19 protein-coding genes and 2 pseudogenes are annotated in these 24327 nt (G+C 46.7%); 16 read left to right on the top strand and 5 right to left on the bottom strand.

Translation table 11 applies throughout. The annotated features are described in order from the left end of the window. Window positions 1–56 precede the first annotated feature (56 nt). On the top strand, window positions 57–293 hold the full coding sequence (locus tag ACH6EH_RS03850) for a hypothetical protein (RefSeq protein ID WP_397331184.1): 237 nt from the start codon (window positions 57–59) through the stop codon (window positions 291–293). 461 nt (window positions 294–754) lie between these two features. Here the strand turns inward: ACH6EH_RS03850 and ACH6EH_RS03845 are convergent, their stop codons facing one another. Both ACH6EH_RS03845 and ACH6EH_RS03840 read right to left on the bottom strand, forming a co-directional pair. Then, window positions 755–1162, bottom strand: a complete 408-nt coding sequence (locus ACH6EH_RS03845) for a type II toxin-antitoxin system death-on-curing family toxin (RefSeq protein WP_397331183.1) — start codon at window positions 1160–1162, stop codon at window positions 755–757. After that, entirely contained in the window at window positions 1159–1422 is a 264-nt protein-coding gene (locus tag ACH6EH_RS03840) for an AbrB/MazE/SpoVT family DNA-binding domain-containing protein (RefSeq protein WP_208204663.1), read from the bottom strand. The genes ACH6EH_RS03845 and ACH6EH_RS03840 overlap by 4 nt, the downstream gene beginning before the upstream one ends. Window positions 1423–1598: 176 nt before the next feature. Here ACH6EH_RS03840 and ACH6EH_RS03835 point away from each other — a divergent pair. Further along, window positions 1599–1814: pseudogene (locus ACH6EH_RS03835) on the top strand (helix-turn-helix transcriptional regulator); the annotation flags it as partial. Window positions 1815–1923: 109 nt separating this feature from the next. Here ACH6EH_RS03835 and ACH6EH_RS03830 read toward each other — a convergent pair. Further along, the gene (locus ACH6EH_RS03830) at window positions 1924–2961 is read right to left on the bottom strand and encodes a LacI family DNA-binding transcriptional regulator (RefSeq protein WP_397331182.1); all 1038 of its coding nucleotides are present in this window, start codon (window positions 2959–2961) and stop codon (window positions 1924–1926) included. A 547-nt stretch (window positions 2962–3508) separates the two neighbouring features. Between ACH6EH_RS03830 and ACH6EH_RS03825 the strand changes: the two genes are divergently transcribed. From ACH6EH_RS03825 to ACH6EH_RS03800, 6 genes are all read left to right on the top strand, one after another. Beyond that, window positions 3509–4393, top strand: a complete 885-nt coding sequence (locus ACH6EH_RS03825) for an ABC transporter permease (protein WP_397331261.1) — start codon at window positions 3509–3511, stop codon at window positions 4391–4393. 17 nt (window positions 4394–4410) lie between these two features. After that, window positions 4411–5292 carry a carbohydrate ABC transporter permease gene (locus ACH6EH_RS03820; protein WP_397331181.1) on the top strand — a complete coding sequence of 294 codons (882 nt, stop codon included), beginning with the start codon at window positions 4411–4413 and terminating at the stop codon, window positions 5290–5292. Between the two features lie 87 nt (window positions 5293–5379). Beyond that, window positions 5380–6960: an ABC transporter substrate-binding protein gene (locus ACH6EH_RS03815; RefSeq protein ID WP_397331260.1), complete on the top strand. Its 1581-nt coding sequence runs from the start codon at window positions 5380–5382 to the stop codon at window positions 6958–6960. Between the two features lie 136 nt (window positions 6961–7096). Continuing rightward, on the top strand, window positions 7097–8572 hold the full coding sequence (locus ACH6EH_RS03810; protein ID WP_397331180.1) for a glycoside hydrolase family 32 protein: 1476 nt from the start codon (window positions 7097–7099) through the stop codon (window positions 8570–8572). Window positions 8573–8594: 22 nt separating this feature from the next. Next, window positions 8595–9479, top strand: coding sequence for an ROK family protein (locus tag ACH6EH_RS03805; RefSeq protein WP_397331179.1), 885 nt, complete (start codon window positions 8595–8597; stop codon window positions 9477–9479). Window positions 9480–9481: 2 nt separating this feature from the next. Beyond that, window positions 9482–13288, top strand: coding sequence for a GH32 C-terminal domain-containing protein (locus tag ACH6EH_RS03800; protein WP_397331259.1), 3807 nt, complete (start codon window positions 9482–9484; stop codon window positions 13286–13288). 145 nt (window positions 13289–13433) lie between these two features. On the opposite strand, the pseudogene ACH6EH_RS20215 reads toward ACH6EH_RS03800, so the two are convergent. Further along, a pseudogene (locus tag ACH6EH_RS20215) lies at window positions 13434–13766 on the bottom strand (transposase); the annotation flags it as partial. 1199 nt (window positions 13767–14965) lie between these two features. Here ACH6EH_RS20215 and ACH6EH_RS03795 point away from each other — a divergent pair. The 6 genes from ACH6EH_RS03795 (at window position 14966) to ACH6EH_RS03770 (ending at window position 21387) form a co-directional block, all read left to right on the top strand. After that, complete coding sequence (locus ACH6EH_RS03795) at window positions 14966–17965, top strand: amidase family protein (protein ID WP_397331178.1); 3000 nt, start codon at window positions 14966–14968, stop codon at window positions 17963–17965. Window positions 17966–18324: 359 nt separating this feature from the next. After that, window positions 18325–18774: a hypothetical protein gene (locus tag ACH6EH_RS03790; protein ID WP_397331177.1), complete on the top strand. Its 450-nt coding sequence runs from the start codon at window positions 18325–18327 to the stop codon at window positions 18772–18774. Between the two features lie 299 nt (window positions 18775–19073). Further along, window positions 19074–19382: a hypothetical protein gene (locus tag ACH6EH_RS03785; protein WP_397331176.1), complete on the top strand. Its 309-nt coding sequence runs from the start codon at window positions 19074–19076 to the stop codon at window positions 19380–19382. Window positions 19383–19592: 210 nt separating this feature from the next. Next, window positions 19593–19835: a helix-turn-helix domain-containing protein gene (locus tag ACH6EH_RS03780; RefSeq protein ID WP_397331175.1), complete on the top strand. Its 243-nt coding sequence runs from the start codon at window positions 19593–19595 to the stop codon at window positions 19833–19835. A 101-nt stretch (window positions 19836–19936) separates the two neighbouring features. After that, on the top strand, window positions 19937–20815 hold the full coding sequence (gene rarD / locus ACH6EH_RS03775) for an EamA family transporter RarD (RefSeq protein WP_138224150.1): 879 nt from the start codon (window positions 19937–19939) through the stop codon (window positions 20813–20815). 149 nt (window positions 20816–20964) lie between these two features. Next, window positions 20965–21387, top strand: coding sequence for a hypothetical protein (locus ACH6EH_RS03770; protein WP_397331174.1), 423 nt, complete (start codon window positions 20965–20967; stop codon window positions 21385–21387). An 85-nt stretch (window positions 21388–21472) separates the two neighbouring features. Here ACH6EH_RS03770 and ACH6EH_RS03765 read toward each other — a convergent pair whose 3' ends face one another. Continuing rightward, window positions 21473–21943 carry a MarR family winged helix-turn-helix transcriptional regulator gene (locus ACH6EH_RS03765; protein WP_397331173.1) on the bottom strand — a complete coding sequence of 157 codons (471 nt, stop codon included), beginning with the start codon at window positions 21941–21943 and terminating at the stop codon, window positions 21473–21475. A gap of 212 nt (window positions 21944–22155) precedes the next feature. On the opposite strand from ACH6EH_RS03765, the gene ACH6EH_RS03760 reads away from it, so the two are divergent. Together ACH6EH_RS03760 and ACH6EH_RS03755 are read left to right on the top strand one after the other, a co-directional pair. Further along, a complete protein-coding gene (locus tag ACH6EH_RS03760) occupies window positions 22156–23583 on the top strand; it encodes an FAD-dependent oxidoreductase (protein WP_397331172.1) in 1428 nt (475 codons plus the stop codon). Between the two features lie 208 nt (window positions 23584–23791). After that, window positions 23792–24283 carry a fasciclin domain-containing protein gene (locus tag ACH6EH_RS03755; protein ID WP_138224154.1) on the top strand — a complete coding sequence of 164 codons (492 nt, stop codon included), beginning with the start codon at window positions 23792–23794 and terminating at the stop codon, window positions 24281–24283. Window positions 24284–24327: the final 44 nt, after the last annotated feature.

The raw sequence follows: 24327 nt of genomic DNA, 5'->3' as shown, positions 1-24327 counted from the left end.
TGGTATGGAGATGGTATTCTTAGAATCTAAGTTCATAAAAATGGAGGCATGCTTTAATGAGCAAATATGACAAAAGCTTTTCTGTAGACGAGGAAAATATTCCGTCAGAATGCCCGATATGTGGAAACGATTTATTGCCAACATCCGAATATATTGACATACATTATCATGCAGACGGAATCCGAACAGTGTTGTATTGTAATAATGGTGATTGTAACTTTAAAAAGGTATTAAGTTACGAAACAAATAAAGATGTAGAGAAAAGTATGAGCGAAGAAGATGATGAGAATTAACGAGGGACTGAATATTTCGATGAAATAGAGCCGCTATTAGGTCATGAGTGAGCCAGTGCTCCGAAGATGGGGGTCATGTTTTAAGTGAGTAAGTCAAGGCCGCGAAGGGTTCATTACTAGCCTTGACTTGCGTCGACCCAATCTTTCTAATCCCCCAGCTGATACTGCTGGAGCTGCTGCGCGGCACGGCGAAGGTGAGACTAGCATAAGTTAAAATCTGATGGACTCAGGACAAGATCCTGTCCGTTCCTTGTAGACAACCGTAGACGAAAGCGATAAATTCGGGCAATATGAGCTAAACTGTGAAGAGACGGAATAAGAAATGAACCCCCAACAAAGCGTGACACACTAGGATAAAAGGGGACATGGCAACAAAGGTAAGGAGAAAGGGTACGCTCGTTCGACTCCCCTCGCCTCCACCAACATGAACACCATCCGCATGAGGATGGTGTTTTTGCGTCTTATGATCTCGGGATCGTGATGCAGTGAGCTTCAATGATCGCAGCCGTTTGTGGGCGGTCGATTAGATGATTAACCATATCGACCGTAAAATCCTCGGCTTTTTTTGTATCCATCTTAAAATGCAGGCCATCATAACGCAGGAACACAACCAGTGCTGTAAAAGCGGTTCGTTTGTTGGCATTGTGAAAAGGATGGTTTTGTCCAAGCGATTCGAACAAAGCCGCAGCTTTCTCGAAAATAGTAGGATAAGCATCTTCACCAAAGACAGAAGATTGAGGTCGATGGACAGCCGATTCGAGCAATCCAGGTTCTTTAACTCCTATATGTTCTCCTATACTATATCTTTGTATCATGGCTACATTGATAGCTATTACTTCTTGGACGGATAAATAGCGAGTGGAGGTCATCTGTCTTTAAGTCCTCGAAGCGTTTGATCGTATTCCTCAATGACATCTGTCAATGTATCCATGAAGTCTGCACTAATTCCTTCAGGCAATGATACTTTCGTTGATTTTCTAATAATAATTTCTCCAGTAGCGGGGCTAACATCAATATTGACTATATCACCGTGGTCCAGTCCAATTTGTTTTAAAGCATCAGTCATGGTTATACCAAGGCTGTTGCCGAATTTGGTCACTTTCCGTTCCATCTCGATCATCCTATTCATTAGAGTTCCTCCTTATCATCATATTCAGCTGTTATAACAATTATACAGTTATGCAGTTAGGGTTTAAACTAAAAAAGATGAAATTTAAACTATTTAGTGTAGGTAACAGGCCTGTTAATTATCCAGTAACAGGGAAAATAATCTGAAAAGAGGCCTTCCATTTAGTAAAATCGACCGGGCAGACCATCATGGAATATATGACTTTACTTCGCATTCGGAAAGCGAAAGAGCTACTCAGGGAAAATAGATATAAAATATCCAAAATATCACATAGCGTCGGATACGATAATCAGCGGTATTTCTGCCACGTTTTCAAGAAGCATGTGGGCATAAGTCCGGGTCAGTACAGAGAAGCCCATATGATTAAAGGCATGGGGGACCATTCATTATAATAACCAAAGAGTGACAGGGACAGCGGGAGAGTGAATGATGGTGCCTCGTACGAGAAAAGCGACCTAGATAGGTCGCTTTTCTCGTATAGTCTTTGGGTTTTGAAATTGTTCAACTGATATTAGGTGTGGAATCTCTTATAATCAGTTTGGTAAAGATATGAGAGACCTGATAGGGCTGCTTCGGATCATTCATACGGGAGAGCAGCATTTCAGCTGCCTTGACACCCATCTCATTACTGTAAATATGGACGGTTGTGAGATGAGGTTCAACAATGCTGGATTCAGGACCGTTATCAAAGCCGCAAATGACGATGTCATTGGGAATAGCCAACGTGTTCTTGATTGACCTCATGAAGGTAACGGCGATGTAATCGTTAGCACAGACAAATGCAGAAGGGAACTCGCGGATTTGGCTCAGTCTTGCGTCAGCCCACTCTGGACTTGAGGAAAATAGTCGATCGTCGTCGAGAATACATTGCGAGAGATCGAGCTGAATCCCTGATTCGTTTAGGGCGCGATTAAAGCCAACCCATCTTTCATTAAAACTTCTACAGTGGTTGTAGTCTCCGATAAACCCCAAAGATGTGTAACCGCCATCAATTAACTTTTTGGTAAGCTGGTAAGTACTGTGTTCGTTCTCCATGAGAAGCACATCAGCTTCAAAATCAGGGTAGCACGCATGGGCAGAGCAGTCGATAAAGATCGTAGGGATTCCAAGGCTGGTGATCAGCTTGCTGTATTCCAAATTGAATAACTCAATGCAAATAATTCCGTCCACATTGGATACATCAAAGTTTTTAGGGAGGGACAGGGATTCCTGCTCAATGTCTCTTATAATATGAATGGATAAATTATATCCTTCGGCACTGATCCGCTTTTCGAGTCCGCTGATGAGTGTCGATCCAAAGTGGGAAGTGTTCGGTAAATTTTCTGTCAATAAGGCTATATTCCCCGTGTTTCTCGAGAGATTACTTTCGGTCTCCATAAATGCAAATTGTTTATATTTTAACTCTATCGCTTTTCTAATTACTCTGTTTCTCGTTTCTTCGGGTATGCTGCTTGCTCCGTTTAAGGCTTTGGAAGCTGTATTCCTGGAGATTCCCAAAGCATCTGCAATATCTTGTATGGTTACTTTTTCCCTAGCCATGTATGTCATTCCACCTCTAAATTCTATATTCCTGTTCTAAATCCCCCATGAACCGTGCTCTATTTATCAATAACTCTTTCTAATTTATAATAATTTGTCTGGAATAGCAATCCGATTTTACAAATGAACAATTTAGTTTACATTTAAGCCTAGAAGGAAAGAGAGGGATTATAGATATGTATAGTTAAACACATGAGTTCAACTCAAAAAACTAGAGAAAATACTAAGAATAGGCAAGTGTTTCTATTGATTTGTGAAACTTGAAGTGTATAAATGTGCTTATGTAAAATTATATTCCTGATTATGAACAAATTATATTTTAAAATGCACAAATTATTTTTACAAAAACTATTGACGAGAGAGATGGTGTTTGATAAATTGTAAATGCAGCAGGACAGAGTTTAACACAAAAGTTCGTTCGTGAAAGCCCTTACTGCATGGAAAATGTAAACTTTTTGTAGAACGGAGGTAAAGGCAATTGCACAAATCATTAGAAGTCGACAACAGAACAACGGTAATTAGACACAAGGGTACCTTACTTGACTATATGAAGAAGCACTACTTTCTTTATATTTTGATTGCGCCGGCTGTGATTCTGACGCTTATTTTCAAATATGGTCCGATGTATGGTGCGATTATCGCCTTTAAAGATTTCAGCCCTATCAAAGGGATTGTGGGAAGTGACTGGGTAGGCTTGTACAACTTCGAGAAGTTCCTTTCTTCTCCCAATTTCGAAGTTATCTTTATGAATACGCTTAAATTAAGCTTTTTCGGTCTGATTTTGGGCTTTCCCGTTCCGATCCTGCTTGCGTTGATGCTGAATCAGATACGCCGCGCGGGGGCTAAGAAGAATATTCAATTGTTCTTATATGCGCCTAACTTTATTTCTGTCGTCGTAGTGGTAGGGATGCTGTTTATCTTCTTATCCCCAACGGGACCGGTGAACCAGCTCTTTACCTGGGTTACAGGTGAGCCCATCATGTTCATGTCACGTCCTGAGTACTTTCGCTGGATTTACATATTGTCTGATATTTGGACCGGGGCCGGCTGGGCATCCATTATTTATGTAGCGGCGCTCGCTAATGTTGATCCTGAATTACATCATGCAGCCAATCTCGATGGTGCTAATCTTCTACAGAGAATAAGCCATATTGATCTGCCCACCATACGGCCGATTATGGCAATCGTGTTTATCCTTGCAGCCGGTGGGATCATGTCGATCGGATTCGAGAAAGCTTACCTTATGCAAACAGCAATGAACCTGCCAACATCTGAAATTATACCAACTTACGTTTACAAAATCGGTTTGCAGTCAGGCGACTATGCTTATTCAGCCGCAGTAGGGCTGTTTAACTCAATCATCAATGTCATATTGCTCATCACTGTGAACTTCATCGTGAAGAAACTGAATGAGGGCGAAGGTCTTTACTAAGAAAGGAGCAGCAAGTCATGCCAATTAAACATTCCGGTCTGGACCGCTTTATACTCATGCTGAATGCGATCTTTCTGACGCTGGCCGTACTTGTCGTGGTCGTTCCCTTGGTTTACGTTGTTGTCGCATCCTTCATGGATCCATCCATGCTGCTCAGTACAGGATTATCATTCAATCCTTCAGACTGGTCAGTAGAAGGGTATAAGAAGATTCTTTCCAATCCGGCGATGATTCGAGGTTTTGGGAACGCTGTTTTATACTCTGCTTCATTTGCCATCCTTACTGTTCTAGTCTCCATCTGTGCAGGGTACGCTCTGTCCGACGACAGGCTTAAAGGAAAGGGATTCTTCATGACATTGTTTATTATCACCATGTTTTTTGGAGGCGGACTTATCCCTACATATCTCCTTGTGAAAGACCTGGGTCTGTTGAATACGGTCTGGGCCGTGATCATTCCCGGAGCAGTGAATGTATGGAACATCATTCTTTCCAGGACCTTTTTTAAAGGAGTACCCCATGAGTTAAAGGAAGCCGCCAATGTAGATGGAGCAACGGAGATGCGTATCTTCCTCGGTATTGTACTGCCGCTCTCCAAACCGATTATTTTCGTGCTCGCACTTTATGCCTTTGTGGGACAGTGGAATTCCTACTTTGACGCAATGATTTATTTAGATAATCCTAATCTTCACCCGCTGCAGCTCGTTCTTCGTTCCATTTTGATCCAGAATCAGGTGGATCCGGGCATGATCAGCGACCAGCTCGCCATGGCAGAAATGAAACGACTATCTGAAATCATCAAGTATGCAGCCATCGTTGTTTCCAGCTTGCCGCTCCTCATTATGTATCCTTTCTTCCAAAAGTACTTTGAAAAAGGTGTTATGGTCGGTTCCCTTAAATAGGAGACGGGCTGCACATAGATTAAAGGTTATTTCATTTAAATTGGGAGGTCATATTCTATGAAAAGATTAACAAAACCAAGAGGTTCAATGAAGGTTGCGTCTGCAACTGTGCTTGCTTCTCTTATGTTTCTTACTGCATGCGGCAGTGGTGGAGAAGGAGGTGCAGCCAGTAAAGAACAGGATCCAAACGGTAAGGTAACACTGAACTTTATTACACAGAGCTCACCGCTTGCGCCAGCGGATCCGAATGAGAAGCTGATCAATCAACGGCTTGAAGAAAAGACGAATGTTCATATTAACTGGAAGAATTTCACCCATGATGTATTTGTTGAAAAAAGAAACTTGGCTGTGGCCAGCGGGGACCTCCCAGATGCTATTTTTAACGCCGACTACAGCGACTATGAGCTGCTAAAGCTTGCTAAAGACGGTGCTATTATTCCGCTGAATGATCTTATTGAGAACCATATGCCTAACTTTAAAAAAGTACTTGAAGAAGCTCCAGCTTACAAGAGCATGATTACTGCACCAGACGGTAATATTTATGCATTCCCGTGGATTGAAGAGCTGGGTGAAGGTAAAGAAAGGATCCAGGCGGTAGACAGTATGCCCTGGATCAATGTGGAATGGCTTGAGAATTTAGGTCTCGATATGCCGACTACAACGGAGGAATTAAAAAAAGTATTGATTGCATTCAAGACCCAGGATCCTAACGGGAACGGTAAAGCCGACGAAATTCCTTTATCTTTTATTAACAGGCCGGGAGCAGAAGATTTGGCGTTCCTCTTTGGATCGTTCGGACTGGGTGAGAACCCTGACCATGCGGTAGTAAGCGATGACGGGAAAGTAATATTTACAGCGGCTCACGAGGACTACAAAGAAGCCGTTTCATACATTAATGAGCTGTACAAAGAAGGACTCATTGATATTGAAGCCTATACACAGGACTGGAGCACTTATCTTGCAAAAGGCAAGGATCAGAGATATGGACTATATTTCTCATGGGATAAAGCCAACATCACCGGGGCGAATGATACTTACGATGTGATGCCGCCGCTTGCCGGTCCAGATGGCGAAGTTAACGTAACAAGAACCAATGCACTTGGCTTAGGACGCGGCAAGATGGTGATCACCAGCGCCAATAAGAATGTGGAAACAACAGCGAAATGGGTAGATCAGCTGTACGACCCGGTCCAATCGGTACAGAATAACTGGGGAACTTATGGTGACGACAAACAGCAGAATATCTTCGAATGGGATGAAGCGAAGGGGATGCTGAAGCATTTGCCGCTGGAAGGTGCAGCACCTGTTGAACTGCGGGAGAAGACAAGTATTGGCGGGCCATTAGCGATCCTTGATTCCTACTACGGAAAATATACAACCATGCCGGATGATGCCAAGGGCAGAATGGATATTATTAAGAATATTATGGCGCCTAACATGAAAGCCGAAAACGTAATGCCAAGCATATTCAATTCCATTGAAGAGCTTGATCGCCTTACGACGATTGAGACAGACTTGTTCGCCTATGTGCTTAGAATGCGTACGGAATGGTATCAGAATGGCAAAATCGACGAACAGTGGGATGAATATCTGAAAGAACTGGATCGATTAGGACTGCAAGAGTGGCTTGAAATCAAACAAGGTGGATATGACAGAGCAACTAGATAATAACTAACTTTGAAAGATAAACCGTGAAGGGCGTGTTCCATGCAGCTGAGCTGCTGTACACGACCTTCTTTTATAAAAGAGAGAAGGTCTTAGTTTAAGGACCTCCAAATTACGGGGAGTAAAGGAGAAAACGATAATGTCTACCATTGCGAAACAAAATTACCGCGGAGTCTATCATTTTTCACCAAGGGAAAAGTGGATGAACGATCCCAATGGGATGGTTTATTTTGAGGGAGAATATCATCTGTTCTTTCAGCACCATCCAGACGGTATGACCTGGGGGCCTATGCATTGGGGCCACGCGGTCAGCAATGATCTTGTTAGCTGGGAGGAGCTGCCTATCGCACTTGCTCCAGATGAGCTGGGAATGATTTTTTCGGGCAGTGCCGTAGTCGACTGGAATAATACAACCGAATTTTTTGAAGATAAACCAGGCCTGGTCGCGATATTTACACATCACTTGGAAATGCCGGACGGCAAACCGGCCATTCAGCGCCAAAGCTTGGCCTACAGTAAAGATAAGGGAAGAACCTGGACGAGATATGAGGGAAATCCGGTACTGGAACATGAGTCCTTCATTGATTTTCGTGATCCTAAGGTGTTCTGGCATAAAGAGACAAACCAGTGGGTGATGATTATCGCTTGTGGTCAAACGGTATGTCTATATCACTCCCCTGACCTGAAAAGCTGGACATTTGCCAGCGAATTTGGAGAAGGAATAGGTTCTCATGACGGCGTGTGGGAATGCCCGGACCTGTTTCCACTTGCCATTGACGGTGATCCATCGAATACAAAATGGGTGATGCTGGTGAGCATCGGTGCGGACCCCGCTTTTGTGGAAGGATCCAGAACACAGTATTTTACAGGTGACTTTGACGGAAAGGTGTTCACCCCAGACGAAGATTCTATGAACGTTCGCTGGCTTGACTATGGAAGGGATAATTATGCAGGTGTAAGCTGGTCTGATATGCCTGCTGAAGATGGAAGACGTCTGTTTATCGGCTGGATGAGCAACTGGATGTATGCGAACCAGACGCCGACAGAAGTATTCCGCGGTGCAATGACGATTGCAAGAGAGCTTTACCTCGAATCGAGAAATGGCGAAGTTATTCTTGTTCAGAAGCCGGCAAGAGAAATGGAGTCAGCCCGTATTCGGGTTCTATCTATGAAAGACGCAGCGGTAAAAGATATTAATGCTCGTCTTAACGAGTTAAACCTGGAATCTTATGAGATTGTTGCCCAGTTCCCAAGGCACAAGTCTGCGAGCTTCAAGGTAAGAGTGGGTGCAGGCCAGCAAACCGTAATCGGTATTCATGGGGACACAGAGGAATTGTATGTAGATCGAATGGCTTCAGGTCAGCATGATTTCCACGAACATTTCCAAGGACATCATTCAGCAAAATTGAAGGCAGCGGGGCCTTCCTATGATCTTCGTATATATGTGGATCGCTCTTCCGTTGAGGTGTTCAGTAATGGAGGCCAGGCCGTGATTACGGATTTAATATTCCCTAAACCAGAATCCAGCGGTATTGCTGTGTTTGCAGAGAATGACCTGCTGATTTCCCTGGATATTTATAAGCTTATTCCGGCTGATAAGCAGGAGAAGAATTAAATCACCGAGAGGAGTATTATGCATGCGAATAGGAGCGATTGAAGCGGGCGGGACTAAGTTTGTATGCGGCATCGGTAATGAAAATGGGGAAATTGAGGAACAGATCAGTTTTCCCACAGAACATCCTGAGCTGACATTACCCAAAGTGATTCAATATTTTCAAGGCAAACAGGCAGAAGCGATCGGAGTTGGGTCTTTTGGCCCGATCGACCTTCGCCCAGATAGCCGGATGTATGGCTATGTGACAACAACACCCAAGCCGGGCTGGGCTAATTACGATATGCTGGGCACTTTGAAAAAAGTCTTTCCAGTTCCATTCGGATGGGACACAGACGTTAATGCAGCGGCGTTTGGTGAGGCGAAGTGGGGCGCTGCCAAAGGTTTGTCCAGCTGTTTGTATTATACAGTGGGTACCGGCGTGGGTATCGGAATATATTTGGAAGGCCAATTAATTCACGGTCTTGTTCATCCAGAAGGCGGCCATGTTCTTACGAGACGTCATCCTGAGGATGGATTTGCAGGGACTTGTCTCTATCATGGGGACTGTCTGGAAGGACTTGCTTCAGGTCCTGCAATTGAAGCCAGGTGGGGAAAGAAGGGTGATGAGCTTCCCATGGAGCACATCGCATGGGAGTTCGAAGCATACTACATGGCTCAGAGTATTACGAGTGCTATATTGTTGAACTCGCCTCAGAAGATCATTCTGGGCGGCGGGGTTATGCAGCAGCCGCAGCTATTCCCGCTCATTCGGGAAGCGGTGCTGCAGAATTTGAACGGATATGTGGATTCCAGAACCATTTTGGATCACATCGACGATTATATTGTGCCACCAGGTCTCGGCCAGCAAGCCGGATTATGCGGTGCTGTGGCACTTGGCCTGAAAGCATTAAATGAAAAGAGGGAATGAAAATGAACAAAAAAATAAAATCTGCATTATGTTCACTAATGACAGCAGGGCTAATGATGAATTTGGCAAGCATTGACGCAGCTAATCCCGATAAGGGATGGGCTGCGCAAGCTGATCAGCAGGTAAACCAACTGGCGAAGGAGGAGCTGTCTATTTTTGAAAGCGCGATCAATGCAGATACGAATTTGACAGGCTGGCACATCCAAGGGAAGGGGAAACTGGAGGATACTTCTGAAGGAATCTTCCTGACTTCAGATCCAAAGGAAAATGTCATGGCACTCTCTGAAACGGCGTCAGATGATTTTATTTACGAAGCCGACGTAATGATCAGGGATATGAAGGCGGATGCTACTTTAGTTTTCCGCTCAAATGAAGATGGCTGGAATTCCTATATGCTTCAAATTGTACCGAGTGCAGGTGTGATTCGTCTGCGGGATGCAGGCAGTGGTGAGGGCGAATTAAAAGAAGAGCGCCAGGTCACTGTAAAGGAAGGCGAAATTTATCATCTTAAGGTGAAGGCGGAAGGATCCTCACTGAAGGTATATTGGGGCAATCAATACAAGCCGGTGATTGATGTTCAGGACACTGCTTATCGTACCGGTAAGCTCGGACTCCATGTGTGGGATGGTTCTGCCCTGTTTCAGAACATAATGGTAAGCGATTTGAAAGGAAATCTTGGCCCCGCGGTAACAAATACAGGATTATGGCAGCCTGATCTTCGCGGCATAAAAGGAACTGCAGTTAATCAAATAAGGTCACAGCAAGTGTTCACCAAACAGGCAGCTGATTTTGTATATGAAGGTAATATCTCACTTCTTCATGATTCGGTCGCAGCGCTCACATTTCGTGCATCAGCGGATGGAGTAAAGGGATATAAAGCAGTACTGGCGAAGGAAGGAGATCAGGTGCGTGTGAACTTGATGAAAGACAGCAGAACGATGATTGCAAGTTCATATCGTACCTATCCGAGCCAGCCAGGGGCAAAACATCATGTGGAGATCAAAGCAGCGGGGAATCGAATTCAGGTCTTTCTGGACGGATACACACCGGCCGCCATTGATGTAACAGATAAAGCCTACACGAATGGAAATGCAGGAATCACAGTCATCCAGGGGACGGCCTACTTCCAGGATACATACATGACAGAGGCCAGCCAATATTATACTGAAAAATATCGTCCCCAGTATCATTATACGCCCATTCGAGGATCTGCAAGTGATCCCAATGGACTGGTTTACTTCGAAGGAGAGTATCACCTCTTCCATCAGGATGGAGGCACATGGGCACATGCCGTCAGCACAGATATGCTAAACTGGAAGCGGCTTCCAACTGCACTTCCTTGGAATGATCACGGCCATGTATGGTCTGGGTCTGCAGTGGCAGATTTATCGAATGCGTCAGGCTTATTCGGGGATTCAGGCGGGAAGGGCTTAATCGCATACTACACCTCCTTTAATCCTGATGGCCCGAACGGAAACCAGCGAATCGGTCTGGCTTACAGCAAGGACAGAGGTCGTACCTGGGAATATTCCAAGGAACGTCCGATCGTTATCGAGAATCCAGGCAAGAATGGAGAAGATCCTGGCGGTTGGGATTTCCGTGATCCGAAAGTAGTCCGTGATGATGAGAATAATAGATGGGTTATGGTGGTATCCGGTGGCGATCATATCCGCTTCTTCACTTCGACCAATCTGGTTGATTGGACTTTGACGGATAATTGGGGATATGGCGATTACGTTCGCGGTGGAGTATGGGAATGCCCTGACTTATTCCAGCTTTCGGTAGACGGGACTTCACAGAAGAAATGGGTTCTTATGATTAGTACTGGTGCAAATCCGAAAACAGGCGGATCGGATGCTGAATATTTCGTCGGCCAATTAACAGCGGATGGAAAATTCATGAATGATAATCCGGCAGGGAAGGTGCTGCGGACAGACTTTGGCAAAGAATTTTACGCGTCTATGTCATTTGCCAATATGCCTGATCACCGCAGGGTCATGATGGCCTGGATGACCAACTGGGATTACCCATTTGCTTTCCCTACGATACATTGGAAGGGAGAACTGACCATCCCGAGAGAAGTCTCATTAGTAACGACGAACGAGGGAATTCGGCTTGCCCAAAGTCCAATTAACGAGCTGGAATCGCTGCGAACCCCATTATATTCTGCTGCTAACAAAGTTTTGAGCCCTTCTTCACAAAACCTCTTGAAAGGGGTTATTTCAGGTGCTTATGAGATTGAGGCTGAGGTGGAAATCCCAGCAGGTAGTAAGGTTACAGAGTTTGGTTTTAACGTTCGGGAGGGTGCAGTCGAGAAGACCATTGTGGCTTACAAACCAGGCGAAAGCAAAGTGTTTGTCGATCGTTCTGATTCTGGAGTAACGGATTTCTCCAGCCAGTTCAGCACAAGGCATGATGCGCATATGCAGGCAGAGAATAGGCGCATCAAGCTGCGCATACTGGTTGACGAATCCTCGGTTGAGGTTTTCGGGAACGGCGGTAAAGTGGTCTTCTCCGAAGTCATTTTCCCGGACCCGGCCAGCAGAGGAATGAGTGTTTATACTAAAGGCGGGAGCGTCAAGATTATATCTCTAGCAGTAAACCAGCTTGGCTCCGTATGGAATCAAGACACAAACGGAACGACCAGAATCGCTACGGATACAACTGATCTTGAACTGAGTAAAGGGCAGACCGATACACTTCTGGCGATGGTGGAAAATAGCCCTGGAAATGGGGTTCAGCGGGTCAAATGGAAGTCCAGTAATGAAGATGTGGTTGGAGTGAATGCAGCGGATCAATCCTCACAGGCAGCCATTGTAGCGAAAAAAGAAGGGGAGTCCATCATTACCGTTTCCACACCGAATGGGAAAGCTTATGCTAATGTTCTTGTCAAAGTCTCAGGAGGAGAATTTCATACCAATTTGAGTGGGTGGGTTAAAGATGTATCAGCCGCTTCCTGGGTTGTAAGTGAAAATGGAATTCGTGGTCATTACTTCAGTGATGCCCATTATATCGCTGAGCAGAAGGCAGGGAATTTTACTTACGAAGCAGATATGATGCTTGGTAAGTCCGGAGGAGCAGGCTCGGTCTTGTTTCGTACGAGCGAAGATGGACGCAGCGGGTACTATCTGAATCTGGATCCAAACATGAAGTCCATACGTCTATTTTATAAAATGGATGGGCGCTTTGAGGATCGCCAGGTATTAGCGAAAGTCCCAGCTTTCATCCGGGCGGGGCAAACCTACAAAGTGAAAATTGAAGCGGATGGGCCGCATATCGTGGTGCATGTAGACGGTAAGAAGGTGATAGACCTGCAGGATGGTACATTTGCAGAAGGCCATTTTGGACTCCATGTATTTGGCGGACACGCTTCATACCAGAACGTTAATGTAAGCGGAGAAGCGCCTGCCCATTTGACCACGACCCGACTTGTAAATGCAGGGCAGCAGAAATCGATCTATACAGCAAATCTTGCTAATGGTGAAGCTGTTGTCTTGAAAGAAGCTAATGCTGCTTCGGATCAGAAGTGGATCCTTGTCCCGACAGGAGACGATGCAGGTTCCTATTCTATTCGTACAACAGCTGGCCAGGCACTTGACCTGGATACAGGTCAGAACAAGCTTCAACTGTACCACTATCTCGGCTACAACAATCAGCGCTGGATTCTCCATAAGCATGATGATGGGACCGTAAATATTATCTCAGTTCATCACAGGAAAGCACTGGGGGTGTCAGAGGATGGAACAGCACTGCTGCTAAACGAGCTGGACCCAGCCCTGGATCGGCAAAGATGGATCCTTACGAATTAATATTGAGGAAGATCGATATGAGGGAGGAGTTGCTATGTCTGGTAACTCTTCTTCTATATATCGAAAACCTGCTCGCAGGATTAAACGATGAAGGGCAAATTACTATGTTTGGAGAAGAGGCAGGATGAATGTTGATGGGATTCTCCAAGCTGTTCAAGCAAACGAAAGGCTTTCGTTCGACTCGTCGTTTCTCTGCAATCTGCTCTAGGGACCACGTCTCCAACACCTTCAAATTCAACTCCTGGGCAAGCGTTTCGGTATACTTACCCACAGGTGTGCTCGAGACTCTACGCTCGTGGTAGGCACGCTGAGCAGGCTCTGCTTCATAGCCGTCCTTCGTGCAGCCATGACGGATCTCTCTCGCAATCGTAGCGTGATGACGACCTAGTTGGCGGGCTATCTTTCATGCCGATCAACCCAGTTGATGTAATGTTTGTAGTTGTCCTCGTTCAATTATGCTAAGACAGGAGTAGCTCATGTTTGGTTTCTTCCGTGTCTAAATGGGATGTTGTGGTGACTTCCATTGTACACGAAACCAACATGGTTTTTTTATCAAGCCTGTTGATTAACCAGAATATGTAACTCGAATTAATTCGTACTGCCATTCGATTGGTAAGCAACGGCAAAGCAGCAACCGTGTAAAACCTGCAAACGAAAAGGGTCTAGCGTGTTTTTTCCTGCCGCCTTGCACTTAAATGAATTTAAACCAACTCAAAACAAAAATCAGTGCTTGACGAAATAAACCAGGATGAAAATGGAAAAACAATCGCTAATCCTGTATTGTTATAAGACCCAACAAACAACAAAAGGCATAGACAGAGACAGACACAGTAGATCGATGAAACGCATAAAAAGGGTGTTTAGATTGAGTAGTATATTGAAAATATGGATTTACTTTACTGCGGCGCTCTCGATTTTGGGTATTACTATTTTCTGGCCGAAGTATGTTGATAATGAATTTCCTTTATTTTCTGATATCTTCATGATCCTAGTATTTTTACCGAGCTTTTTCGCTTTATTTTTTTCAATATTCTCATTTTTAACTAATCAATGGCTCATTAAAAAGGCAACATTTAAGTTTGGGATCAACGCAATATTGTATTGCGTTTATACGCTATACTTTATTATTAAAGATATCTGGAGTGTCAATATGAGATTAATCTCTATTTCCTTAGCTTCCTTGATTGGTTTAATTCATTACTGTATTTCATATGGGCTGTTATTTACACGCAGCAAAAGGTAGGACGTGCAGTAATACAGGATTTGCAGATGTTTTTCCATATTTATTCCCAACGGAGGTACAACACAATAACCTATAGATAGAAGATGTATAACCCAATAAAGGGGTGCAGACATCTTCTTTTTTGTTTGGCTTTATCGACCACTTGAAAAATGTCAAGTTCTTCAGTGGCGCAATCATCTTCGACATTATGATGTCATGTATGTGTAATATATGTTCTTAGATTAAATAAAAATTGTCATTGAAATTAGAGCGTATTATCATTATAATCTGATTTAAGTTATGTTATCTGACACGAAACAAAAAAATAAAGGAGGGGTAGTACGCAATATCCAACTCATGTGTCATTTTACATTACATAAATTTTGCGTAATACCTCGCTATATCTATTAATCCCTGATCAGAAACTTAAATACTCTCAAGAGGATGGTGCGAAGTTGAAAAAAACTCTTATTAAGAACAAGCTTTATATGACAGCAGCTCTCTCACTTTCACTTACTATTTCCGCAATCTCAATGCCTTTGACTGCACAAGCAGCATCTGCGTCTGTTGTTGACGATAGCTGGGTTGTAAATTACACGAAGGCGCCAACTGGCCTGGACACTGGCAGCGTACGCAGCACAGATTCCCGGGCGCTGATGGGCTTTGGCGGAATTCGTATGCACGTCATTGGCTCCGACAATTTGCTGGATGGCGTGCTGCTTCGCGGATTTGGACTTACCTTTGATGGCGTAGACACATACTCAAGCACCAATGCCGTTACCATTGACGGCGTTGCCGTAAAGCGTGAAATCAAGCTGGATAAAAGTAATAACTCCGGGCGTTTCTTCGACACCTTCACAAACACAACCAATGAAACTATTTATGTGGAGGTCGCCTTTGGCGGTCAACTTGGCTACAATACGTCAACCAACCAAAGCGCAATCTCTACCACATCAAGTGGAGATGCAACGATCGACAACACCGACCACTGGGTGTCCTTCTATACTCCTTCCGACGGGGAAGAATCGGCCAGCTTTAATGGACCTTCAGCCACAACGATTGGCACAGGCGGATTTGTGGGGAGCTTGAATCGCACAGGCAATTTCCTTCGCGATCCCTTCACTAACCCATTAGCGCTGACAGGCGATGAAGCCAATCATTATGGACTAATTTATTCTTTGGAGCTTCCGCCTCAGCAAACTCGCTCACTGGCCCATTTCGTTGTAACAGGCCAATCCGAGGTATCCGCCGAGCTTGCTGCTGGTTCACAGGTCAAGCTGGTGCAGACTGTTGCAGAAGAGCTGTCAGAGCACCCTGACTTCAGCGATTTACCGACAGGCGCAGTATGCAGCCTCAGCAACTATGATCTCGACGCTCTGGTCACTGCCAGTGTCATCGACGCGGATTGCGACAACACGGATATAACGCTGCCGGATGCCGCAACTAATCCAGTGACTACACCCATTGTAAGTACAACCTCACTATACAATGTCACTGGTAAAACCATTACGGAATTGCTGGCTGATATGGAATCTGGCAAAACGAACGCACAACAAATTACGAAGGCTTACATCGACCGTATTGCTGCGTATGACGAGGGACCGCTTGGTCTTAACTCGGTCATTATGATTGCGCCGGATGCGATGCAGCAGGCAAGAGAAGCCGACCTCGCTCGCGCCAATGGAGATACACGTCCTTTGCTAGGCATTCCTATTTTGGTTAAAGATATTATTGATACGAAGAACATGCCAACAACCGGCGGCTCGGACCTGTTCCGGGATTATCAGTCGCCTGAGGATGCATGGCAGGTTGCAAAGCTTCGTGAAGCAGGAGCCATTATTTTTGGCAAAGCAAATCTTGCCGAATTCGCCCGCGACGGCCACTTCAGCTTTAGCACATTTGGACCGGTTTGGAACGCCTTTGATCCTTCAAGAAGCTCCATTGGCTCCAGCGGAGGATCGGCAGTCGCTGTGGCATCCAGCTTTGCGGCAGCAGCATTTGGCACGCAAACAGGCGACTCGCTGTGGGGACCTTCGGGAGCTGCCAGCCTGTTCAGTCTGCGCGGAACCGATGGCATGCAAAGCACGGCAGGCACAATGCCACTTACCATTATTCAGGATTATACGGGCATGATTGCTCGTTCCCTTCCCGATCTCGCCTTGCTGCTGGAAGCGACCGCTATTGGAAACCCGAACGATCCTTATGATGATGTATCCGACGGACATCGTCCAACGGATTGGCAATCCTTCCTGCGCGAGGATGCGCTTAAAGGCAAGGTAATAGGCGTTCCGGCAGGAGCCTTTAATGATCCGTTTGGCACAAGCGGCACAAGCGACGCCATGCGCGCACAATTTGTTCACTTTGTTGAAGCAGGCGCAACCATTAAAGAAATTAGCGCCCCGCCAAAAGCGCCAACTCGCGACTTTACCGGTGACACCCGTTATGAAGGCTGGAGTCAATGGATTGAGGCTCATCCAGACAATCCGTATACAGACCCTACCCAAATCATGAATCCAACCTCAACCTATACAGGCGCAGGCGCAATGACGGAGGAAGCACTTCAGGCATTCGAGGACTACCGGGCCAACTACCGCGAGCTGCTGCACAACTGGATGGATGAAGAAGGCGTTGACGTTCTCCTCTACCCTACAGAGCTGAGCGATATTCATCTCAACGATTCCATTCAGCCAAGCTTTGGCCGTCTTGATCCGCAGTCCTCTGCTTCCGGCGTACCTACTGTTATTTTCCCTGCCGGGGTCAACGATCATGATCAGCCAATAGGCTTTCAATTGCAGGGCAAAGCCTATTCGGATGGAGATTTGATGGGATATGCCTACGCATACACAGCTCAATCCAATGGACATGTACAGTCCAGCCTGACGCCTTCGCTGTCACCATTGCCAGAGCTGGCGGCATTTACAGACATTGCGAATAACTGGGCTGTGCAATATATTAGCGATCTTATTGCTGACGGTATTGTGAAGGGAACCTCCGTAACCGAGTTCTCGCCAAGCCAGGCTATGACAAGAGGGATGTTCGTCACCCTGCTTGGTCGAATGAATCAAGTTAGCGATGAAGACGGAAGTACGTCATTTAGCGATGTAAACAGCAGCGCCTATTATGCGCCTTATGTCAAATGGGCCGAGCAAGCTGGCATCGTAGACGGATTTGCGGATGGGACGTTTGCGCCTAATAAAATGATTAGCCGTCAAAACGCAGCCGTTATGATTAATCGATATTTGTCTTATAAAGGAATTACAGTATCAGGTTCCCAAGAATCCGTCGGCTTTGCCGATCATAGCGATATTGCAGCTTATGCGGCTGATGCGGTTCAAACCGTGCAGAAGCTAGGCATCATGAGCGGCATGCCCAATAATCGCTTTGCGCCAACAGGAAACATTCTCCGCAGCGAAACGGCCAAAATTATATCTATCGTGTTAGATCTGGAGCAATAAATCATCCCCCTGTCTTCACCTGCGGCAAAAAGCCGGAGAATGCCGATGTAGCGGCATTCTCCGGCTTTATCCTTTGTCCTATGAGGCCGCCACGCTTAAAGCCTGTAAATTCGTTTTATTTTACTGTCAGACAAAAATCCGCAAGCCGTCCACTCCCTTCAGAGTGTCGTGCTTGCGGGTTTTTGTTCATTTCTTGATACATCGTGCATTCATGGAGCCCTTCCCCAACGACCTTCACTCAGTCGGGCATCGCAATGACTTCAAAACCATTCAATAAAAAACGTTACTTCTTGCTACATAAATCTGTTATTAAATAGAATAAGGAATTTGGAGGGGGCGTTAAACACTTGGTTCAATGTATGAAACGATATGTAATGACTTTGGCCGCTGTTGTTTTCACTTTTGTTGGCCTCACAGGAATTAGAATTGATATTCATGCCTCAAGCGCAGATCCATTAATAAGTACTGTACCAAAGTCGATAAAAAAATATGTACACTCGATCAATAACGAGGACTGGGAAAGCTACGTAAATAGTTATTCTCCAGATCGACGATTAACGAATTTTCCAAGTGAAGCACAACGTAACAGCCGTACAGGAATTCTCTCGGTGAAATCCATTGAAATTTCAGAAATTAAAGAGATATCCGAGAAGGATATACATGAGGTTCAGCCGCTGAACGTGAAGCCATCATTAGGGAGGAAAGAAGGCTGGGAGGTAACAGCAAGCCACCGGACAATGGAGAAATACAACCTCAACGTGTGGTCAGTTCCATCATTATTTCATTCACGAACCAGAATCATACCATAGGTCTTTGGACAATTTTGCGAGAGCATATCCAAGAGATTATGAAAAAAGCCAAGCCACATGCATGGAAGTAAGCCAGGCAATCAGGTGCATGTTTACTATATGAAGCAGTAATAAACGAGTGCGTGAGAATGCAGTGATGACGTTTTTGCAGGAAGACGTATATCATTTCTCTCTGGGTAACTAGCGGCAGGTTTCTAATGGGTGACGGTCGATGTCACCCGCAGGTGGACAGGTCGTGTGCAAAACTGGGGCCGGATCCTGAAATGTTATGCATCGAGAAATAGTAAGGGAGTGGCAGGGTGAAGCGTGAAAATCTTTTTTACATTTGGGTCGCTATTACCGGTTATATAGCGGGTATGCTAACGTATATCATTTCTCTCTGGGTAACGAGCGGCAGGTTTTTTATAAACCTGGAACTGCTGATGACCTGGACGCTGGTTACTTTTTTTACAGTCGGTACTTCATTATTTTTTTCTTTGCGTAGTGCTCTTGAGGGCCATCCGCAGATATTATTTTTGGCTTCAAACAGCAGCGTTTATAGGCGTGGGGATCATTCCGATTACCATGGTTGCATTTATGATGGGCTCATTCAGCGTGAGCAATTTTAAATTTGTATTTTCGCCGGAGGGCGTTTACTTTCTAATGTTTTTTACAAGCACGGCGCTTATCTGCTCCTACGGAACCTGGGTGGCTCAAAAAAAGCTTAATAAAAAGCCGTTTCTCTTCCTGTCCGCTCTGATTGGAGCAGCGTTTTTCATCGTCATGAAGCTAAATGCGGAAAGCATATGAATCGTATCATTGAAGGAGGCGGGTATAGCTTGAAGTTTGAACTGGGACGCTGTTTGTTACATGAACGATTGCTGGAGTCCGGAAAGTCAGTATCTTGGCTGGCCAAAGACCTGCACATGAAGCCGGAGCGGGTGCATGATTATATCGACAACAAACGAGTCATGCCGCTTAAAGCGGCGATCGCTATTGCCGATTCCATCGGCTGCAATGTGACTGATTTGTATGAAGTCACTCCAAGCCCGCAAAAAGCCACAGACATTGAGCAAGACTGACATCGGCGGTTCCCTTCTACGAAAAGCTTGAAGTCTTTACTTATATGGTCATTTAGGCATATAATTCGTTCAGACATCGAAGAGAGAAGAGGAACGCTTGAATGAATAACGGGTTAGTTAACGCGATCATAGCGTATATCATGTGGGGGGTACTCCCGCTTTATTGGAAGTGGCTGGGCGACGTGCCAGCAGGGGAAATTCTGTCTCACCGGGTGGTCTGGTCGTTCGTCTTCGTCGGCATACTGGTCGCGGCCCAGCGCCGTTTTGGTGACATCAAGGTGATCATGTCGAGCCGTGCGCTTCTGCTGCCTCTTGCGGCAAGCGGAGTGCTGATCGCGATAAACTGGCTCATTTTTATATGGGCTGTGAACCATGGTCATGTTGTGGAAACCAGTCTCGGTTATTATTTGAACCCGCTGCTGAACGTCGTGCTGGCTGTGGTGTTCCTCCAGGAAAAACCGAACCGTGGACAATGGCTCGCCATTGCGATTGCCGGTATTGCCGTACTCATCATCGCAGTCGATTACGGACGCTTCCCGTGGGTTTCCATGTCACTGGCGTTCTCGTTTGGTCTGTACGGCCTTGCGAAGAAGAAGATCAAGCAAGAGGCCTCGGTCGGCTTATTGTCGGAGACGGCTGTGATTCTGCCCATCGCCCTGATCTATTGGATGTATCTAGCGGCTGCGGGACAAGCAACAGCATGGACGCTGTCTCCAGCCATGTTTGTCGGATTGCTGCTTTCCGGAGTGGTCACGGCGCTGCCGCTGTTGTTCTTTGCCCGGGCGGCTGCCCGGATGTCGCTGTCTACGCTCGGTTTCGTCCAATATATTGGACCCACGATCATGCTGCTGCTGAGTGTGTTTGTGTTTAAGGAAGCCGTCTCGCCGCTGGTGCTTGTTGGCTTTGTGCTCATCTGGACTGCCCTGATTGTGTACGCGGCAGCCTCAGTACGCAGTGCAAGACTCGCCAAAGTGAGCTGACGGCCATACGGATTGGGAAGAGGCTGTGATAGCCGCCTGTAAGGACGGATTTTGATCCGTCCTTATTTTTTTATTCTTATCCTTCCATCCCAAGTAATATATAATTCAAATAACAAAAGATGTAAGAGGATTTGTAGAGGAGGGAGAGCATGAGCTACAAAGTCAAAATGACAGGAGTCATGATCGCACTAGGCGTCGCGGTATATGTTCTGTGTTTATTTTATTACCGCTCCGTCATGACCCCTGTTCCTGATGAAAAACAATGGCTGTCCGTGGGAACCGTCAGCGAGGTGCAGATTTCCTCCAAACAACTGGACTTCATTCGATACGAAGGCACTTTGACTTTTCAGGGGGAGGCTGTGAATGAAGTGTTGGATGCTCCGAAGGGATTTGCTTTTACGAAAGAGACGCGGGTGTTTAAAAAAACCGAGGATGGAGTAAGAGAGATCGCGGCGATCTCGGACCTGCAGGACGGGCAGAGCATTGAAGTATGGACGCACTTCTTGAGCGACCATCTCCTGGGAGCTGCTGAAATAACGATTATCGATGGAGTGATGGCTCCTATATTTTGAGGAAATCCGAGGTGAGTGATGATTACGGTGCCTTTTCCCACTCATTAACAGGCGTATTGAAGCACCAGGTGGCTTTAACTTAATTTTATCTGGAGCCGCCGCAGCCTCCGCTGGACAAGGGACTGCAGCAGCGGTCTGATTTGGCCATGGCTTCATTAAACAGACTTACAGCGTGCAGCACCTGTTCCTGATCAGAGGGGCTCATATAGGAAAAGACCTCGCTCAGGTAATCGTTCATCTGATGGTCAATAGCGGCAGCAATGGATTGCCCTTCAGGGGTAAGCGCAAGAGTATACACTCTGCGGTCCCGAGGATCCTGCTGCTTGATGATGAGATTCATTTTGATCAGGGACTGGGCTTGTCTGCTGAAGGTCGTAATATCCGTACCCAGCGTGTCGGCAACCTGCTGCATGGAAGGGTTATGCTGCCGGTCCACCTCATATAAAATATGGCTCTGAACCAGAGTAATATCGGTATCTCCCACACTGCAGCAATGCTTGTTCAAAAAGCCAAAGCGGCGGGTCATAATCTGAAACAGCTCGCGGGCATGCTCCATAGATTTATCATCTCCATCTACAGGGATCTTTGATTCTAGGATACCACAATCTCTGTGTTATACGGGATGGGCAGGTGCTCAGAAAGAAAGTCTGCAGCTGTACCCGTAACAATACCTGATTTTACACGATAATACTTGCATAATGCAAATAATTAGCGTAGCATGGGTAGCAGTGGAAGAGTAGACATGAACTAAACAAGGAGGAGTTACACATGAAACCGATTGAGTTCAAGGAAACAGGAGCCTCGTGCTGTACCCCGAAGGGAGCAGGGGGTGCGGAAACAAAGCCAGCTGCCTCCGTAGTTCAAGCGGATGCGCCAGTGCAGCAGCACGCTCACCTGCCTGTAGCGATCATCGGGGCAGGCCCGATCGGACTTGCGGCTGCTGCGCAGCTGGCGGAGAGAGGGCAGTCTTTTGTGCTGTTTGAAGCGGGGGATGCGGTAGGACATCATATACGTCAATGGGGACATGTCCAGCTCTTCTCGACCTGGCAGTACAACGTGGATCAGGCCGCGGCCCGTCTGCTGCGCCAGCACGGCTGGGAGGCGCCGAAGTCTGATGAGCTGCCGCTGGGACGGGAGCTGGTAGAGCAGTACCTGGAGCCCTTGGCTCAGGTGCCGCCGCTGAAGCCGCATATCCGGCTGAATACGAAGGTGGTCTCCCTGTCCAGAAGAGGCACTGACAAGATGAAGTCTGCCGGCCGCGAAGCATTTCCCTTCGTGCTGTATGTCGAGCAGGACGGCGTCACTTCCCGCGTAGAGGCAAGAGCGGTTATTGATGCATCCGGAACTTGGGGTCAGCCAAATCCGCTCCAGGCTGATGGCGTATGGACTCGGGAGGAGCGCTCGTGGGCAGACCAAGTGACCTATGGCATTCCGGACATTTCCGGTGAACAGAAATCGAGATACGCCGGCAAGCGGGTGGCCGTGATCGGCAGCGGACACTCTGCGATCAACACCCTGCTCGATCTGGCCACCCTGAAGGCCGAGGTTCCTGCGACCGAGCTGATCTGGATTCTGCGCAAACGTACCGTGGAGGAAGCCTACGGCGGGGAGGGCGATGACCAGCTGGAGGCGCGGGGAGCCTTGGGAAGCCGGATTCATCAGCTAATGGATGCAGATCAGATCACGGCAGTGACACCTTTTCGAGTAGAGCAGGTGAGTGGCCAGGGAGGGAAGCTGCAGCTGCTCGGTACGGGAGCAGCTGGCACGATGGTCATCGACAGGCTGGATGAAATCATCGTGAATACGGGCAGCCGGCCAGACTATTCCTTCCTGAGTGAAATTCGGCTCACCATTGATCCGGCGACCGAAAGCGTCGAGGCGCTGGCGCCCCTGATTGATCCCAATGAGCATAGCTGTGGCACGGTACGGCCTCACGGGGAGCGTGAGCTGCGCCATGGCGATCCCTACTTCTATACGGCAGGCATGAAGAGCTATGGCCGGGCGCCAACCTTCCTGATGGCGACCGGCTATGAGCAGGTAAGATCCATTGCAGCTTATCTGGCCGGCGATCTGGAAGCTGCGCAAAAGGTTGAGCTGGTGCTGCCGGAAACAGGAGTGTGCAGCGTTCCCCGCGCATCGTCGGACCCGGAGGACGCCTGCACCGCGTCGCAACCTGAATCAGGCTGCTGCGGCTAATGTCGTCCATGTCAGCCATGCCGTGACTGGAGGGCTGGCATGGCTTCGGCTGCAAGTACATCCAGGCTTTTTGTTCGATGACAGAAGCCTGGATTTTTTTTCATAACAGTAAGCACGGAAGAAATACATAATGTTCCTCTCCTTGGGTCATGATTTATACGTAACGAAAGGTACATAGGTACCTATACCCCGAAGGAGGAAACATGGAATGAAAAAAACATTGCTGCTGCTGATGACCCTGAGTCTGCTGATGATGCCGCTGGGCATGGCGAATGCTGAGGAACGAAAAGACGTCGTGGATACTGCGGTCGCAGCCGGACAGTTCTCGATCCTTGTCAAAGCGCTGGAGCAAGCCGGCCTGGTGGAAACGCTGAAGGGCAGCGGACCGTTCACGGTGTTCGCGCCAACCGATGAGGCGTTTGCCGCTCTGCTGAAGCAGCTGGACATCACTGCAGAAGAGCTGCTTGCACGCAAGGATTTGAAGGATATTTTGCTGTACCATGTGGTGCCGGGCAAGGTTCTGTCTACCGATCTTAAAGACGGAATGAAGGTCAAAACGCTGCAGGGCAGCGATGTAACGATCTCCACGAATCCGGTGAAGGTGAATGATGCAAATGTGGTGAAACCGGATATTCTGGCTTCCAATGGCGTCATTCATGTCATTGATCAGGTGCTGCTGCCGCAGCCAAAGCACAAATAAACCGGCTGTAACAGCCGGCTTAACATGAAACCATCCTGCGGGAT

This window comes from Paenibacillus sp. JSM ZJ436, from assembly GCF_044383795.1.
Taxonomy (GTDB): domain Bacteria; phylum Bacillota; class Bacilli; order Paenibacillales; family Paenibacillaceae; genus Paenibacillus_AQ; species Paenibacillus_AQ algicola.
The sequence above is the reverse complement of the archived record's forward strand: the minus strand, read 5'-3'. Positions and strand labels throughout refer to the sequence as shown.